Annotated in this window: 13 protein-coding genes; 8 read left to right on the plus strand and 5 right to left on the minus strand. The window is 63.3% G+C overall.

From position 1 onward, the window contains the following. Positions 1–6: 6 nt before the first annotated feature. Positions 7–3,456 (minus strand): transcription-repair coupling factor, encoded by a 3,450-nt coding sequence (gene mfd / locus ACNFCH_RS21485; RefSeq protein ID WP_416743677.1) that lies wholly within the window; start codon positions 3,454–3,456, stop codon positions 7–9. Positions 3,457–3,623: 167 nt separating this feature from the next. Here mfd and ACNFCH_RS21490 point away from each other — a divergent pair, with 167 nt between their 5' ends. The 3 genes from ACNFCH_RS21490 (at position 3,624) to sthA (ending at position 7,815) form a co-directional block, all read left to right on the plus strand. Beyond that, the gene (locus ACNFCH_RS21490) at positions 3,624–5,087 is read left to right on the plus strand and encodes a glyceraldehyde-3-phosphate dehydrogenase (RefSeq protein WP_416743679.1); all 1,464 of its coding nucleotides are present in this window, start codon (positions 3,624–3,626) and stop codon (positions 5,085–5,087) included. 132 nt (positions 5,088–5,219) lie between these two features. After that, a complete protein-coding gene (locus ACNFCH_RS21495; RefSeq protein WP_337160131.1) occupies positions 5,220–6,218 on the plus strand; it encodes an FAD:protein FMN transferase in 999 nt (332 codons plus the stop codon). A gap of 202 nt (positions 6,219–6,420) precedes the next feature. Further along, the gene (gene sthA / locus ACNFCH_RS21500) at positions 6,421–7,815 is read left to right on the plus strand and encodes a Si-specific NAD(P)(+) transhydrogenase (RefSeq protein ID WP_337160101.1); all 1,395 of its coding nucleotides are present in this window, start codon (positions 6,421–6,423) and stop codon (positions 7,813–7,815) included. Between the two features lie 42 nt (positions 7,816–7,857). Here the strand turns inward: sthA and ACNFCH_RS21505 are convergent, their stop codons facing one another. Further along, complete coding sequence (locus ACNFCH_RS21505) at positions 7,858–8,580, minus strand: glycerophosphodiester phosphodiesterase (protein WP_099593081.1); 723 nt, start codon at positions 8,578–8,580, stop codon at positions 7,858–7,860. A gap of 31 nt (positions 8,581–8,611) precedes the next feature. Then, complete coding sequence (locus tag ACNFCH_RS21510; protein ID WP_337160102.1) at positions 8,612–9,196, minus strand: PilZ domain-containing protein; 585 nt, start codon at positions 9,194–9,196, stop codon at positions 8,612–8,614. A gap of 93 nt (positions 9,197–9,289) precedes the next feature. Here ACNFCH_RS21510 and ACNFCH_RS21515 point away from each other — a divergent pair, with 93 nt between their 5' ends. The 3 genes from ACNFCH_RS21515 (at position 9,290) to ACNFCH_RS21525 (ending at position 12,534) form a co-directional block, all read left to right on the plus strand. Next, positions 9,290–10,540, plus strand: coding sequence for a lipoprotein-releasing ABC transporter permease subunit (locus ACNFCH_RS21515; RefSeq protein ID WP_337160103.1), 1,251 nt, complete (start codon positions 9,290–9,292; stop codon positions 10,538–10,540). Continuing rightward, positions 10,533–11,228, plus strand: a complete 696-nt coding sequence (lolD, locus tag ACNFCH_RS21520) for a lipoprotein-releasing ABC transporter ATP-binding protein LolD (RefSeq protein ID WP_043212877.1) — start codon at positions 10,533–10,535, stop codon at positions 11,226–11,228. The genes ACNFCH_RS21515 and lolD overlap by 8 nt, the downstream gene beginning before the upstream one ends. Before the next feature lie 61 nt (positions 11,229–11,289). Further along, entirely contained in the window at positions 11,290–12,534 is a 1,245-nt protein-coding gene (locus tag ACNFCH_RS21525) for a lipoprotein-releasing ABC transporter permease subunit (RefSeq protein ID WP_337160104.1), read from the plus strand. Positions 12,535–12,610: 76 nt separating this feature from the next. Here the strand turns inward: ACNFCH_RS21525 and ACNFCH_RS21530 are convergent, their stop codons facing one another. Together ACNFCH_RS21530 and ACNFCH_RS21535 are read right to left on the minus strand one after the other, a co-directional pair. Continuing rightward, positions 12,611–13,963 (minus strand): heavy metal sensor histidine kinase, encoded by a 1,353-nt coding sequence (locus ACNFCH_RS21530; protein WP_337160132.1) that lies wholly within the window; start codon positions 13,961–13,963, stop codon positions 12,611–12,613. Beyond that, positions 13,960–14,640, minus strand: coding sequence for a heavy metal response regulator transcription factor (locus tag ACNFCH_RS21535; protein ID WP_070093452.1), 681 nt, complete (start codon positions 14,638–14,640; stop codon positions 13,960–13,962). The genes ACNFCH_RS21530 and ACNFCH_RS21535 overlap by 4 nt, the downstream gene beginning before the upstream one ends. Before the next feature lie 205 nt (positions 14,641–14,845). On the opposite strand from ACNFCH_RS21535, the gene ACNFCH_RS21540 reads away from it, so the two are divergent. Further along, on the plus strand, positions 14,846–15,373 hold the full coding sequence (locus tag ACNFCH_RS21540; protein WP_416743682.1) for a cupredoxin domain-containing protein: 528 nt from the start codon (positions 14,846–14,848) through the stop codon (positions 15,371–15,373). 65 nt (positions 15,374–15,438) lie between these two features. Further along, positions 15,439–16,269, plus strand: a complete 831-nt coding sequence (gene queF / locus ACNFCH_RS21545) for an NADPH-dependent 7-cyano-7-deazaguanine reductase QueF (RefSeq protein WP_337160107.1) — start codon at positions 15,439–15,441, stop codon at positions 16,267–16,269. Positions 16,270–16,288 lie beyond the last annotated feature (19 nt).

Consider the following 16,288-nt stretch of genomic DNA (forward strand, 5'->3'; position numbering starts at 1 on the left):
TCTTCCTTAGGCAGGCTGTGGGGTCAGGCGCTCGAACAGCGCCTCCAGGGTGTTGAAACGTTCATCGGGGCGCTCCATCGGCACGAGGAAGCGGAACTGCGTGGCGCCCTCGAACTTGTAGCGCTTGGGCTGGCCCTGGATGAGCTTGATCAGGGTCAGCGGGTCGACCGGGGTTTCGGCCTCGAACTCGAGCTTGCCGCCATTGGGGCCGGCGTCGACTTTCTTGATGCCGAGTTTTTCCGCCTGCAACTTGAGCTGGGTCAGGCGCATCAGGTTCTTGGTCGGCTCAGGCAGCAGGCCGAAGCGGTCGATCATCTCCACTTGCAGGTCCTTCAGGCCCTCTTCGTCGGCGGCCGAGGCGATGCGTTTGTAGAGGATCAGGCGGGCATGCACGTCCGGCAGGTAGTCCTCGGGGATCAGCGCCGGCAGGCGCAGGTTGATCTCCGGGCCGCCGCCAAGCGGTTGCTCGAGGTTCGGCTGGGTGCCCTTGCGGATGGCCTTGACGGCGCGCTCGAGCATTTCCATGTACAGGGTGAAGCCCACGGCCTGGATCTGACCGCTCTGGCCTTCGCCGAGCAGTTCGCCGGCGCCGCGGATCTCCAAATCGTTGGTGGCCAGCACGAAACCTGCGCCCAGGTCCTGGGTGTTGGCGATGGCTTCCAGGCGTTTTTCGGCATCGGCGCTGATCTGCTGGCGCGGCGGCGTCAGCAGGTAGGCGTAGGCCTGGTGGTGGCTGCGCCCGACCCGGCCGCGCAACTGGTGCAATTGGGCCAGGCCGAACTTGTCGGCGCGCTCGATGACGATGGTGTTGGCGCTGGGCACGTCGATGCCGGTCTCGATGATGGTCGAGGCCACCAGCACGTTGAAGCGCTTGTGGTAGAAGTCGCTCATCACTTGCTCGAGTTCGCGCTCGCGCATTTGTCCATGGCCTATGCCGATGCGTGCCTCGGGCACCAATTCGGCCAGCTCCGCGGCGCATTTCTCGATGCTCTTGACGTCGTTGTGCAGGTAGTAAACCTGCCCGCCACGCAGCAACTCACGCAGCAGGGCCTCTTTGACCGTGCTCTTGTTCTGCTCCATGACGAAGGTGCGCACCGACAGGCGTCGTGCTGGCGGGGTGGCGATGATCGACAGATCACGCATGCCCGAGACCGCCATGTTGAGGGTGCGCGGAATGGGCGTAGCGGTCAGGGTGAGAATGTCCACCTCGCTGCGCAGGGCCTTGAGCTGTTCTTTCTGGCGTACACCGAAGCGATGCTCCTCGTCGATGATGACCAGCCCCAGGTCCTTGAAGCGCACATCGTCCTGCAGCAGTTTGTGGGTGCCGATGAGGATGTCGATCTTGCCTTCGGCCAAGTCTGCAGCGGCGGCGCTGACTTCCTTGGCCGATTTGAAGCGGCTCATCACCTCGACGGTCACCGGCCAGTCGGCGAAACGGTCGCGGAAACTGTTGTAGTGCTGCTGGGCGAGCAGGGTGGTGGGCACCAGTACCGCCACCTGGCGGCCACTGTGAACGGCAATGAAGGCCGCGCGCATGGCCACTTCGGTCTTGCCGAAGCCGACGTCGCCACAGACCAGGCGGTCCATCGGCTTGCCGGCGAGCATGTCGGTGCGCACGGCCTCGATGGCCGATTGCTGGTCCGGGGTTTCTTCGAACGGGAAGCCGGCGCTGAAGGTGGCATAGTCGGCGGCCGGGTCGGCGAAGGCATGGCCCTTGCGCGCGGCGCGTCGGGCATAGATGTCGAGCAGTTCGGCCGCCACGTCGCGGACTTGCTCGGCGGCCTTGCGCTTGGCCTTTTGCCAGGCTTCGGAGCCAAGGCGGTGCAGCGGGGCCAGTGCATCGTCGCTGCCGGTGTAGCGGGCGATCAGGTGCAGGTTGGCCACCGGCACGTAGAGCTTGGCGCCCTCGGCGTATTCCAGGGTGAGGAATTCGGCAGCCTGGCCTTCGATTTCCAGAGTGGCCAGGCCCAGGTAACGCCCCACACCATGGTCGATGTGCACCACCGGCGCGCCTTCGCGCAGTTCGGTGAGGTTCTTGATGACGGCATCGTTGGCCGCGTCGCCGCGTTTCTCACGGCGCCGGCGCTGCATCACGCGCTGGCCGAACAGCGGGCTTTCGGCGATCAGGGCCAGGCCTGGGTCATCCAGCAGCAGGCCATCGTCTAGCGGCGCAATGGTGATCGCCAGGCGATCCTTGCCAGTGACGAAATCGTCCCAGCCTTCGACGGTCTGTGGGCGTAGCTTCAGGCGCTCGAGCAGCTCCAGCAGCACTTCGCGGCGGCCCGCCGACTCGGCCGTGAACAGCACGCGGCCAGGGAACTGCTCGAGGAAGTTCGACAGCTCCGCCAGTGGCTGGTTGGCCTTGGCTTCGATCGCAAGATTCGGCAGGGCGCGCGCCGGGAATCGCAGGCGCCCCGCGCCGGTTTCGATCTCATCGCTGCTGACCACGACCCTGGGCCACTGCTTGAGTTGGGCGAAGCAGTCCTCGACCGGCAGGAACAGCTCGGCCGGTGGCAGCAGGGGGCGGCTCAGGTCGCCGCGTCGCTCTTCGTAGCGCCCGCGCACGTCGTTCCAGAAATGCTCGGCGGCCTGTTCGACGCCAGGCAGAGAAAACACCTGGGTGTCAGTCGGCAGGTAGTCGAAGAGGGTGGAGGTCTCTTCGAAGAACAGCGGCAGGTAGTACTCGATGCCCGCAGGAATGATGCCGCTGGTCAGGTCCTGGAAGATCGCGCTGCGCCGGAAGTCCACGTCGAAGCGCTCGCGAAAGCGCGCCTTGAACCGGGTGACCTCGTCCTTCTGCATCGGGAACTCGCGTGCCGGCAGCAGGCGGACCGAGTCGACCTTGTCGATCGAGCGCTGGGTCTCGGGGTCGAAGGTGCGCAGCGTCTCGATCTCATCGTCGAACAGGTCGATCCGATAGGGCAGCTTGCTGCCCATGGGGAACAGGTCGATCAGGGCGCCACGCACGGCGAACTCGCCATGCTCGTAGACCGTGTCGACGCAGCGGTAACCGCTGGCTTCCAGGCGCGTGCGCATCTGTTCCACATCGATCGTCTGGCCGACGTCCAGTACCAGGCTGCTGCCCAGCAGGAAACGGGTCGGGGCCAGGCGGTGCAGGGCGGTGGTGATCGGCACCACGAGGATGCCGTGATCGAGCTCCGGCAACCGATAGAGGCTGGCGATGCGCTGGGAAATGATGTCCTGGTGAGGTGAGAACAGGTCGTAGGGCAGGGTTTCCCAGTCGGGGAACGGCAGCACCGGCAGGTCGGGCGCGAAGAAGCGCAGCTCCTGCTCCAGGCGGTCGGCAGCCTGGCTGTCGGCAGTCAACAGCAAGGTGAAGCGACCAGCGCTGCTGGCGGCTTCGGCGATGGCCAGGCTCAGGGCGGCCCCGGGCAGGTTTCCCCAGGTTTGTTTGCCGGCCGTGGCCGATAATTGCGGTAGGCGCAGAACTGACACGGGAGATTGGACTCCAAGCGTTGCGGCAAAGAGGACAATTGTACCGGTGCTGGTGCGCGCTGTCAGGCTCGGAAGGGCTTGGCGACGGGCTCGGGCGGCGGCGACAGGCGCTCATTGCCCGATACGCCGAGGGGCGTCATAATGTAGCCCCTTTTTTCTCCCCCTACATGTGGAAGGTTCCCGTGACTCAGAAGCCCGACCAGTGTCTTGGTGAGTGGATCGATCGTGAAGCCCTGGCTGAAGCGATGATCCCGCTTATCGGTCAGCTCTACCGCAACAACAACGTGGTGAGCTCGATCTATGGCCGCAGCCTGATCAATCGTTCGGTTATCTCGATCCTCAAAGCCCACCGCTTTGCCCGTCACCGTCAAACCGACGAAACCGAGCTGTCCGTCCACGAGACATTCCCCCTGCTCAAGGCCATGAGCGAGCTGAAACTGGGCGCCGCTTCGGTCGACCTGGGCAAGCTGGCCAACAAGTTCAAGCAGGAAGGCAACGGCCGCAGCGTCGAGCAGTTCGTGCGTGAAGAGCTGGCCGATGTCGTCGGTCAGCAGAACCTGTCCGCTCGCAAGGGTACCGACGTCGTCCTGTACGGCTTCGGTCGCATCGGCCGTTTGCTGGCGCGTATCCTGATCGAGAAGACCGGTGGTGGCGACGGCCTGCGCCTGCGTGCCATCGTCGTGCGCAAGGGCGCCGAGAACGACCTGACCAAGCGCGCCAGCCTGCTGCGCCGCGACTCGGTACATGGTCCGTTCGACGGCACCATCGTCATCGACGAAGAGCACAACACCATCACTGCCAACGGCAACCTGATCCAGGTGATCTACTCCAACGATCCGGCCTCGATCGACTACACCCAATACGGCATCGACAACGCCCTGCTGGTGGACAACACCGGTAAATGGCGTGACGCCGAAGGCCTGGGTCAGCACCTCAAGTGCCCTGGCATCAGCCGTGTGATCCTCACCGCTCCGGGCAAAGGCGCGCTGAAGAACATCGTTCACGGCATCAACCATGGCGAAATCAGCGCCGATGACAAGATCATCTCCGCGGCTTCCTGCACCACCAACGCCATCGTGCCGGTACTCAAGGCCGTCAACGACCAGTACGGCATCATCAACGGCCACGTCGAAACCGTTCACTCGTTCACCAACGACCAGAACCTGATCGACAACTTCCACAAGGGCAGCCGTCGTGGCCGCGCCGCGCCGTTGAACATGGTCATCACCGAGACCGGTGCCGCCACCGCCGCCGCCAAGGCACTGCCAGTGCTCAAGGGCAAGCTGACCGGCAACGCCATTCGCGTGCCGACGCCGAACGTCTCGATGGCCATCCTGAACCTGAACCTGGAAAAGGCCACCAACCGCGACGAGATCAACGAGTACCTGCGCCAGATCGCCATGCACTCGGAACTGCACAAGCAGATCGACTACGTCAGCTCCCAGGAAGTGGTCTCCACCGACTTCGTAGGCTCTCGCCACGCCGGTGTGGTCGACGCCGAAGCGACCATCTGCAACGACAACCGCGTTGTCCTGTACGTCTGGTACGACAACGAGTTCGGTTACAGCTGCCAGGTGGTACGTGTGATGGAAGAGATGGCTGGTGTGAACCCGCCAGCGTTTCCACGCTGATCCGCTTGTAATGCGTTGAAGAAACGGGAACCTTCGGGTTCCCGTTTTTTTTGGGCTTCTATATGCCGTTCGCGGGCCTCTTCGCGGGTTGACCTGCGAGCAGGCCAGTGCGGCCAGTCGAGAAACGTGAAATTGCGCACAGGTCTTCTGCTCACCCTGATGTTCCTGGCTGGCTGCGACCAGGCTCCTAGCCTGGAGCGCTTTGGCGGCCCGACCATGGGCAGCAGCTACAGCATCCAGTATGTCCGAGAGTCAGGCGGGCCGTCCCGCCTCGAGGTGCAGGAGGCGGTGGAGGCAATCCTGCGCGATATCGACGAGCAGTATTCAACCTACCGTGGCGATTCTACGGTCAGCCGTTTCAACCAGCTACAGGCGGGCCAATGCCTGGTACTGGGTAAGGACGTGTGGGCGCTGGTCGGGTTTGGTCAGCAATTGGCCGAGCAAAGCCAGGGCGCCTTCGACCTTACCGTCGAGCCGCTGCTCGATCTGTGGGGCTTTGGCCCTCAGGCGCGTCAGGAGCACGTTCCCGACCCATTACAGCTGGCCCAGGTCCGCCAGCGCGTGGGCTATCACCACTTGCATGTCGAAGGCGACGCCCTGTGCAAAGACGCCGCGGTAGAGCTGGACTTCAACAGTATCGCCGCAGGCCACGCCGTTGACTTGATTGCCGAACGCCTGGAGGCAATGGGGGTCGCAAACTTTCTCGCCGAAGCCACGGGAGAACTCAAGGCCGTGGGCCGCAAGCGCGATGGCAGCCCGTGGCGAGTGGCGCTGGAATTGCCGCGCGAAGACCGCCAGATCGTCCGCCAGGTCATCGACGTGGATGGCCTGGCCGTATCGACCTCGGGTGACTATCGGCATTATTTCAAGGACAATGGCCGGCGCTATTCGCACGCCTTCGATGCCCGCCTGGGGCGTCCGGTCGAACATGACCTGGCCGCTGTCACCGTGCTCGATGCCTCGGCGCTTCGAGCCGATGGTTACTCGACTCTGTTGTTGATCCTGGGGCCGGAGCAAGGCTGGGACTTCGCCGTGTCCCATGGCATTGCCGCGATGCTGGTGACCCGGGCCGAGGGTGGCTTCGTCTCCCGTGCTACGCCTGCGTTCGAGCAGGCACTGAAAGGCGAGTGAAAGCGCAAACACGGATGATCGTCGCCAGGGAACCGGTGAATGACATGTAGTGCAGGCAAAATTGGCCTACGACGCGACCAAGGGTTAATGTGCGCGGCGTTCACGCTTGATTAGACTGCACCCGAATTTTCTCATGGCGCCCCGGCGACATGATCGCGCCCCGCGGCCACCCGGCCGGCGGGCCAGTTCTGAAGGAGTACGCATGGCTGTCTACAACTACGACGTAGTGGTGCTGGGTTCCGGCCCGGCCGGAGAAGGTGCGGCAATGAATGCCGCCAAAGCAGGACGCAAGGTGGCCATGGTCGACAGCCGTCGCCAGGTCGGCGGCAACTGCACCCACTTGGGCACCATCCCGTCCAAGGCCCTGCGTCACTCGGTGCGCCAGATCATGCAATTCAATACCAACCCCATGTTCCGCGCCATCGGTGAGCCGCGTTGGTTCTCCTTCCCCGATGTGCTCAAGAGCGCCGAGAAGGTGATCTCCAAGCAGGTGGCCTCGCGCACCGGCTATTACGCGCGCAACCGCGTCGATGTGTTTGTCGGTACCGGCAGCTTCGCCGACGAGCAGACCGTGGAAGTGGTGTGCTCCAATGGTGTGGTCGAGAAACTGGTCGCCAAGCACATCATCATCGCCACCGGCTCGCGTCCGTATCGTCCGGCCGACATCGACTTCCACCACCCGCGCGTCTACGACAGCGATACCATCCTTAGCCTGAGCCATACCCCGCGCAAGCTGATCGTCTATGGCGCTGGCGTGATCGGCTGCGAATACGCCTCGATCTTCAGTGGCCTGGGCGTGCTGGTCGAGCTGGTGGACAACCGCGGGCAACTGCTGAGCTTCCTGGATTCGGAAATCTCTCAGGCGCTGAGCTACCACTTCAGCAACAACAACATCACCGTACGCCACAACGAGGAGTACGAGCGGGTCGAGGGGCTGGACAACGGTGTGATCCTGCACCTGAAATCGGGCAAGAAGATCAAGGCCGACGCCTTGCTGTGGTGCAACGGCCGTACTGGCAACACCGACAAGCTGGGCCTGGAGAACATCGGTATCAAGGTCAACAGCCGTGGCCAGATCGAGGTCGACGAGACCTACCGCACCACCGTGCCGAACATCTATGGCGCCGGTGATGTGATCGGCTGGCCGAGCCTGGCCAGTGCCGCCCACGACCAGGGTCGTTCCGCCGCCGGCAGCATCGTAGACAATGGCAGCTGGCGTTTCGTCGATGACGTGCCAACCGGCATCTACACCATTCCGGAGATCAGCTCGATCGGCAAGAACGAGCAGGAACTGACCCAGGCCAAGGTGCCTTATGAAGTAGGCAAGGCCTTCTTCAAGAGCATGGCCCGTGCCCAGATCGCCGGCGAGCCCCAGGGCATGCTGAAGATCCTGTTCCACCGCGAGACCCTGGAGATCCTGGGGGTGCATTGCTTCGGCTACCAGGCCTCGGAGATCGTCCACATCGGCCAGGCGATCATGAACCAGCCCGGTGAGCAGAACAATCTGAAGTACTTCGTCAACACCACCTTCAACTACCCGACCATGGCCGAAGCCTATCGGGTAGCGGCCTACGACGGCCTGAACCGGCTTTTTTGAGCGGCTCCGGCCGGTGGCCTGAGCCGGTCGGGGAGTCCGGATTCAGCCCTTCCCAAGGGTGGTCATGGCCAAACCGGGAAAGTCTGTAATCAGGCTGTCTACGCCAAAGTCGGCGAGCCGGCGCATCAGCGCCGGTTCGTTGACCGTCCACACCGACACATGCAACCCCTGACGCTGGGCCTTGAGCAGGCGCTCGGGCGTGCAGAGTGTCCAGTTCAACGCCAGCATCTGGCAGCCATAGTTCTGGGCCACCTTCAGAGGGTCTAGCCAGGCATACTCGGCGACCAGCCCGCGAGACACGTCCGGAACCAGTTCCAGCGCGGCGCCCAGCACTTCGCGGGAGCTGGAGGTGATGGTGATCTTGTCCAGCAGGCCGTACTGTTGCGCCAGCTCGCGAATCGCCAGCACCGTACTGGCGGCACGGGTGCGCGAGGCACTCTTGACCTCCAGTTGCCAATGCGCGAAGGCGCATTTCTCGAACAGCTCTTCCAAGCGTGGAATGGGGCAGGGCTGCACCCAGCCCGGGCCGCCCTTGCGTGCGTCATAGGTGACCAGCTCGGCGGCGGGATGCTCGACCACCTTGCCGCGTCGGCCAGTGGTGCGTTTGAGTGTCGGATCGTGGATCACCATCAGCTCGTTGTCGGCCGACAGGTGCAGGTCCAGTTCGCAGCGATCGACGCCATGAGACAAGCACTGGCGGAAGCTGTTCAGGGTGTTCTCGGGCGCTTCGCCCTTGGCGCCGCGATGGCCATAGATCAGGGTCACGTTCGTTCCTTCAGGTCAAAATGGAAAAGGCTCAAGAGGCGGGGTCGTTCTGTTCCAGCGCCTGGCGTCGTTGCTGTTGCTGGCGCTGCAGGATGTACCGCGCCAGCAGTTGGCGCTGGGCGTCGGTCATGTCGATGAACTCGGTGCCGATCTCGTGATCGCCATCTGGGCGAGGGTCGCAGTGGGTGACCCGTGCGCGCAGCAGCAGACCAAGGGCGCGGGGCATGAGGATCATCTTCACCGCCAGTCGTGTGCCGGGGGCGATCGGTGTGGAATGGGCGAACTCGATGCCGCCTTCGGAGAGGATCACCCGCTGGGGCTTTCCGATTTCGCCCAGCAGGGTCTGGGCGAGCACCGCGCTGAGCAGGTCGATGCGTTTGTTCTGCACCCGCAGGAAGGCGGCGAGCGTGCGATCCTTCTCGCTCAACTGGCGCATCAGGTGCTGGGACTCGAAGTCGGCCAGATGCAGTTCGCTGAGCAGGTTGAACAGCGGTGAAGCATCCTGCAACAGGTCTGTCTCCTGGGCTTGGGCCGTGTCCAAGGCACTGATTTCAAGTGCGATACTGTCTTCGATGCGGTAGTATTCGCGGCGATCTTCTTCGTCTAGTGTCGTCATGGCGAACCCATGGTTACGGCGGTGGTCCGAGTGTAAAGCCGCTGCAGGCGCCCTGCCACAAGGACGTTCCCTTTCATCCGAACAAGCCCCGACATGTTCAGACCTCTTTTCGTATTCATCGGCACGCGTTACACCCGTGCCAAGCGTCGCAACCACTTCGTCTCGTTCATTTCGCTGACTTCGATGATCGGCCTCGCCCTGGGCGTGGTGGTGATGATCGTGGTGCTGTCGGTCATGAACGGCTTCGACCACGAGATGCGTACCCGCGTGCTGGGCATGATTCCCCATGCCACGCTCGAAACGGGCCAGCCGCTGGACAACTGGTCGGGCCTTGCCCAACAAGTAAAGCAGAATCCACAGGTGCTGGCGGTCGCGCCCTTCACCCAGATGCAGGGGTTGCTGACCCACGACGGCAAGGTGCAGAAGGTGTTGCTCAATGGCATCGACCCCGTCCAGGAGCGGCAGGTGTCGATCATCGACAACTTCCTCCTGCAGGGCAGCCTCGACAAGTTGGCGCCAGGCGAGTGGGGCATCATGATCGGCGACAAGGCCGCGGCCAAGCTGGGCGTTGGCGTTGGCGACAAGCTGACCTTCGTCGCCCCGGAGGTCAGCGTCACCCCGGCGGGCATGTTCCCGCGCATGAAGCGCTTCACCGTGGTCGGCACCTTCCACGTCGGTGCCGGCGAAATCGACGGCTACCTGGGGCTGACCAACATCAGCGACCTCTCGCGCCTGCACCGCTGGAAGGCCGATCAGGTCCAGGGCCTGCGCCTGAAGTTCGACGACCTGTTCCAGGCCCCGCGCGTGGCATGGGACATCGCCCAGCGCCTGGGCGAGCAGGAGTTCTACACCCGCGACTGGACCCGCAGCCACGGCAACCTTTACCAGGCCATTCGCATGGAGAAGGCCATGATCGGCCTGTTGCTGTTGCTGATTGTGGCGGTGGCGGCTTTCAACATCATTTCCACCCTGGTGATGGTGGTCAACGACAAGCGTGGCGACATCGCCATCCTGCGTACACTTGGCGCCACGCCGGGGCAGATCATGGCCATCTTCATGGTTCAGGGCACGGTGATCGGTGTGGTCGGCACCTTGATCGGCGCAGTCGTCGGCATCGTCGCTGCACTCAATGTCAGTGCGGTGATCGCCGGCATCGAGAAGCTGATCGGGCACAAGTTCCTGAACGCGGATGTGTACTTCATCGATTACCTGCCGTCGCAGATCATGGCCGAAGACGTGTGGATGGTCTGCGGTGCGGCGCTGGTCCTGAGTTTCTTCGCCACCCTGTATCCGGCCTGGCGTGCGGCCCGCACCCAGCCTGCAGAGGCGCTACGTTATGAGTGAGTCGCGCATGAATAAAGCCGTACTGAGCTGCCGCAACCTGGGCAAGTCCTACGAGGAAGGGCCGGAGTCGGTGAAGGTGCTGTCCGGGTTGAACCTGGAGTTGCACGCAGGTGAGCGGGTGGCCATCGTCGGCAGTTCCGGCTCTGGCAAGAGCACCTTGCTCAACCTGCTAGGTGGCCTCGACACCCCAACCCAGGGCAGTGTCTGGTTGGCAGGCGAAGAGCTGTCGGCCCTCGGCGAGCGCGCCCGGGGTCTGCTGCGCAACCGTGCGCTGGGCTTCGTCTACCAGTTCCATCACTTGTTGCCAGAGTTCACTGCCCTGGAAAACGCCTGCATGCCGCTGCTGATCGGTCGCACGCCGATCCCCGAAGCGCGCGAGCGCGCCGAGGCACTGCTCAAGCGGGTGGGTCTGGGGCATCGCCTCAATCACAAGCCGGCCGAGCTCTCCGGTGGCGAGCGTCAGCGCGTGGCGATCGCTCGCGCGCTGGTCAACCGCCCTGGCCTGGTGATGCTCGACGAGCCCACCGGCAACCTGGACCACCACACTGCCCTGGGCATCCAGGAATTGATGCAAGAGCTTTCCAGTGCTTCGCAGACAGCGTTCCTGGTAGTGACCCACGACCTGAACCTGGCGCGCCAGATGGACCGTGTCCTGCACCTGGAAGACGGTCGCCTGGTGCCGATCTGAGTCGATTGCACGGCGCGGCACGGGCTGCGCCGTAACCTTTTTTCATTGGGTGTTCTCGTACATGTTCAGACCCTTGCCCTTGTTCATCGGTGCTCGCTACACCCGTGCCAAGCGCCGTAACCAATTCATCTCGTTCATCTCCATGACCTCGATGATCGGCCTGTCCCTGGGCGTGCTGGCGATGATCGTGGTGCTGTCGGTGATGAACGGTTTCCAGCGTGAGATGAGTTCGCGCATCCTGGGCCTTGTGCCTCACGCCAGCATCCTGGGGGTGCAGCCGCTGGATGACTGGCGCAAGGTGGCCGATGCGGCGCTGAAGAACCCGGCCGTGGTGGCGGCTGCGCCGATCACGGAGATGGAAGGCATGCTGTCGTACAAGGGCGCGATGCAGCCGATCCAGGTCAGCGGTATCGACCCGGCCGAGGAGGGCAAGGTCTCCATCGTCGGTCAGCATATCGTTCAGGGGCGCCTGCAGGACTTGGTCCCGGGCGAGTATGGCGTGGTCATCGGTGAGCTGACCGCGCGGCGTTTTCGCCTCAATACCGGCGACAAGCTGACGCTGATCGTGCCCGAAATCAGCAAGGCCCCCGGCGGCATCACGCCGCGTATGCAGCGCCTGACGGTAGTCGGCATCTTCAAGGTGGGGGCCGAGCTCGACGGCTCCCAGGCCTACATCCATGTTGCCGATGCCGGCGAAATGCAGCGCTGGGCGCCGGGCAGCGTGCAGGGTGTGCGCCTGAAACTGCACGACCTGTATGCCGCGCCCGAGGTCTCCAAGGTGATCGCTGCGGGCCTTGGCAATGATTACCGCGCCGATGACTGGTCGCACACCCAGGGCAGCCTGTTCAGTGCCATGAAGATGGAAAAGACCATGATCGGCCTGTTGCTGATGATGATCATCGCGGTGGCGGCGTTCAACATCATCGCCACCCTGGTGATGGTGGTGAATGACAAGGGCTCTGATATCGCCATCCTGCGGACCATCGGTGCGACGCCTGCGCAGATCATGGGGACCTTCATGGTTCAGGGTTCGTTGATCGGTATCGTCGGTACCTTGGTCGGTGGCGTGCTCGGTGTGATCGCGGCCTTCAATGTCAGCCAGATCGTGGGCTGGCTGGAGCGGATCAGTGGACAGCACATCTTCACCTCCGATGTGTACTTCATCAGCAGCCTGCCATCGGACCTGCAATGGGGAGATGTGGCGCTCATCTGCACCGCTGGGCTGGTCATGAGCTTCCTGGCCACGATCTATCCGGCGTATCGGGCGTCCCAGGTGGAGCCGGCGATGGCGCTGCGTTACGAATAAGCGCCTGTGGGGGTGCTTTTGCACCCCTTTCGCGGCACAAGGCCGCTCCTACGGATTGGGCTGCGGGGCAGCCCTTTCACAACGCTTCAGGTAACTCGATCACGAAGCGCGTCCAACCCTCAGCGCACTCGGCGCGGATGGCCCCACCATGGGCCTGGATGATCGAACGGGTGATCGCCAGCCCCAACCCCGCATGTTCGCTGCTGCCTTCCCGCCGTGCCGGGTCCGCCCGATAGAAGCGGTCGAAGAGCCTTGGCAGCACGGCTGGCGCAATCGCAGGGCCGGTGTTGGCCACGATGATGTGTGCCCCCGGGCTCAGCGACACACGGATCTCGCCACCTTGCGGGGTGAAACGCAGGGCATTGTCCAGCAGGTTGGACAGCGCTCGGCGCAGCATATGTCGATCACCCTCCAGCCGTGCCTCACCTTCGCGCATCAGGCGGACCTCTGCGTCCTCGGCCAGCGGCGCGTAATACTCCAGCAAGGCGTCCAATTCCGCTGCCAGGTCCAATGCTTCGCGGTTGGGTATCAGCAGGCCGTGGTCGGCCTTGGCCAGGTAGAGCATGTCGTTGACCAATTGCGCCATCCATTGCAACTCCTCCAGGTTGCCGTGCAAAGTCTCGCGATACTCATCGAGGCTACGTGGGCGGGTGAGGGTTACCTGGGTGTGGGTCAGCAAGTTGGACAGTGGCGTGCGCAGTTCATGGGCGATGTCGGCGGAAAACGCCGACAGGCGCTGGAAGGCATCGTCCAGGCGTTGCAGCATGGCATTGACGGTGCTGGCCAGCTCGGCCAGTTCCTCGGGCATCTGGGCCACAGGCAATCGGGTGGTCAGAGAGCGGGCATTGACGCTGGCAGCCACTTCGCCCATCTGGCGCAAGGGGCGCAGCCCGCGGCGAGCAGCCCAGGCGCCGAGCAGCGCGGTGGCCAAGGCCGACAGGCCGACGGTCAGCCAGATCAGGCGCTGCATGCCTTGCAGGAAGTGCTGGTGGTGGGTGATGTCCAACAGCAGGGTCAACCGGGCTGAACCAGGATTGCCTTCGTCGAGCTGGATGCACAGGCTGCGATAGTCCACACCATCGGCATGCAGGGTGGCGAGCCCTGCGTGTGCGGGTGTGTCCGGCAGGCCGCTGCGGCTGTCGAACCACAGCGCACCATCGGCGCCGCGAATACGTAAGGCCAGATCGGCTTGGTGGCTCAGTTCGTTGCGCAGGGCGGGCAGGCGCGACGCCAGATCGCCGGGGCGGGTGACGCCGTCGAGCAGAGTGCGCATCAAGGACAGCCGACCATTGAGCAGTTGCTGGTCCAGTTCGATGAAATGGCGTTCGCTGGCCCGGCTGAACAGCAGGCCAGCGGTCAGCGAGACGGCTGCGGTGCAGGCGGCGAACAGCAGGGCCAGGCGCCCACCCAGGGACAGGCGCAGCATCAGTCTTGGCGCTCCTCGAGTACATAGCCCATGCCGCGCACGGTGTGGATCAGCTTGTTGTCGTGGTGATCGTCGATCTTCAGGCGCAGGCGGCGGATCGCCACCTCGATGACGTTGGTGTCGCTGTCGAAGTTCATGTCCCAGACTTGCGAGGCGATCAGTGATTTGGGCAGCACCTCGCCTTGGCGGCGCAACAGCAGTTCGAGCAGGGCGAACTCCTTGGCGGTCAGGTCGATGCGCTGGCCGGCGCGCTCGGCGCGTCGGCGGATCAGGTCCAGGCGCAGGTCAGCCAGGCCCAATTGTGTATCTTGGCTGGAATTGGCGCCGCGGCGCAGCAGTGTGCGCACCCTGGCCAGCAGCTCGGAGAAGGCGAAGGGTTTGACCAAATAGTCGTCCGCGCCTAGCTCCAGGCCGTGGACGCGGTCCTCCACGGCATCGCGGGCGGTGAGGAACAGCACCGGGGTTTCCAGGCCCGCCTGGCGCACAGCCTGGAGAATCTGCCAGCCGTCGCGCCCTGGGAGCATGACATCGAGGATCAGCAGGTCATGATCGCCGGTCAGGGCCAGGTGCTGGCCGATGTCGCCATCGCAGGCGAGCTCGGTGGTGAAGCCGGCCTCGCTCAGCCCTTGGCGCAAATATTGGCCAGTCTTGATCTGGTCTTCGACGATCAGCAGTTTCATGTCCTGTCCATAGTTCAGAAGAGGGCGCGCCTATCCCTGAGGGAGCGGGTAAAAGCTCCCCATTGGGGGCGAGGTGATGACTGAAATGATACGTGACTCTGGCAATCATCACCGAAGCTGACAACGTTGTAATGTTCCTGTCAGCTAACCGCCAGCAGCACCTTTATAGAGTGGAGTTCATCCCGCTGTAACCGTTGGAGTCTTCATGAAACACCTGTTCATCGCCGCCGCCCTGGCCCTGGTCAGCCTGCCCACGTTGGCAAGCGATGCAAAAACCTTCGCCTTTGGCGAGCCGGCCCCAGCCTCCAAGGCCACCCGGACCGTCGAAGTCGTACTCAAGGACATTGCCTTCGAACCCACGAGTCTCGAGGTCAAGGCGGGCGAGACCGTGCGCTTCGTCCTGATCAACCAGGGCAAACTGCCTCATGAGTTCAACCTGGGGGACAAGGCCATGCATGCCGAGCATCAGAAGCAGATGCTGGCCATGCCAGGCATGAGCATGAGTCACGAGGGTATGAACCACGAAGGCATGGACCACGGCGCCATGGCTGGCATGGATCACGGCCAGATGATGGGCGGACATGGTCATGACGCCGGCAACACGGTACTGGTGCAGCCTGGCCAGCGAGCCGAACTGACCTGGACCTTCCGCAAGTCTGCGCCCATCGAGTTCGCCTGCAACGTCCCTGGGCATTACCAGGCCGGCATGGTCGGAAAACTGACCATCGAGTGACTTCGACCCCAAGGCGGGAAGCAAAACCGGTAGAATGGCCCATCACGATTTTTCAGGTCAGCTCCATGCATCCCGCCGCCGAACATTCCCCGCTGGGTAAAGCCAGCGAGTACATCGCCACCTACACCCCTTCGTTGCTGTTCCCCATACCGCGTGCGGCCAAGTGGGCCGAGCTGGGCGTCACCGCCCAGACCCTGCCGTGGCAGGGCGTGGACTACTGGAACTGTTTCGAGCTGTCCTGGTTGCTGCCCTCGGGCAAGCCCGTGGTGGCCATCGGTGAGTTCGCCATCCCGGCCGACTCGCCCAACATCATCGAATCCAAGTCGTTCAAGCTGTATCTGAACTCCTTGAACCAGACCGTCTTCGCTTCCAGCGGCGAACTGCAGGCCTGCCTGGAAAAAGACCTCTCCGCTGCCGCCGGCAAGGCTGTCGCTGTCCGTGTGCGCACCTTGGCGGCCGTCGAGGCCCAGGGCGTGGTGGCGTTGCCAGGCCAATGCATCGATGAGCTAGACGTGAGCATCAGCAACTACGAGCAGCCCCAGCCGGAGCTGCTGCAATGCGATTCGCAGCGTGTGGTTGAGGAGGCGGTGCACAGCCATCTGCTCAAATCCAACTGCCCGGTCACCGGGCAACCGGATTGGGGAAGCGTCGTGGTGGCGTACAAAGGCCTGGCGCTCGATCACGCGAGCCTGCTGAGCTACCTGGTGAGTTTCCGCCAGCACTCGGACTTCCATGAGCAGTGCGTCGAGCGCATTTATCTGGACCTCTTGCGCCTACTCAAACCCGAGCACCTGACCGTGTATGCGCGCTATGTCCGTCGCGGCGGCCTGGACATCAACCCGTACCGCAGCACCGGAGCGATTAGCCCAGACAATCAGCGGTTGGTTCGGCAGTAAGGAACATGGGGGCTGCTGG

It is taken from the genome of Pseudomonas sp. NY15354, from assembly GCF_048068075.1.
Taxonomy (GTDB): domain Bacteria; phylum Pseudomonadota; class Gammaproteobacteria; order Pseudomonadales; family Pseudomonadaceae; genus Aquipseudomonas; species Aquipseudomonas guariconensis_C.

What these genes read in the sequence shown, in the direction of transcription:
- ACNFCH_RS21510 (WP_337160102.1), bottom strand. Translation starts at nt 9,196, where the DNA reads ATGACGACACTAGACGAAGAAGATCGCCGCGAATACTACCGCATCGAA.
- ACNFCH_RS21490 (WP_416743679.1), top strand. Translation starts at nt 3,624, where the DNA reads ATGTGGAAGGTTCCCGTGACTCAGAAGCCCGACCAGTGTCTTGGTGAG.
- ACNFCH_RS21515 (WP_337160103.1), top strand. Translation starts at nt 9,290, where the DNA reads ATGTTCAGACCTCTTTTCGTATTCATCGGCACGCGTTACACCCGTGCC.
- ACNFCH_RS21540 (WP_416743682.1), top strand. Translation starts at nt 14,846, where the DNA reads ATGAAACACCTGTTCATCGCCGCCGCCCTGGCCCTGGTCAGCCTGCCC.
- ACNFCH_RS21535 (WP_070093452.1), bottom strand. Translation starts at nt 14,640, where the DNA reads ATGAAACTGCTGATCGTCGAAGACCAGATCAAGACTGGCCAATATTTG.
- queF (WP_337160107.1), top strand. Translation starts at nt 15,439, where the DNA reads ATGCATCCCGCCGCCGAACATTCCCCGCTGGGTAAAGCCAGCGAGTAC.
- sthA (WP_337160101.1), top strand. Translation starts at nt 6,421, where the DNA reads ATGGCTGTCTACAACTACGACGTAGTGGTGCTGGGTTCCGGCCCGGCC.
- ACNFCH_RS21525 (WP_337160104.1), top strand. Translation starts at nt 11,290, where the DNA reads ATGTTCAGACCCTTGCCCTTGTTCATCGGTGCTCGCTACACCCGTGCC.
- lolD (WP_043212877.1), top strand. Translation starts at nt 10,533, where the DNA reads ATGAGTGAGTCGCGCATGAATAAAGCCGTACTGAGCTGCCGCAACCTG.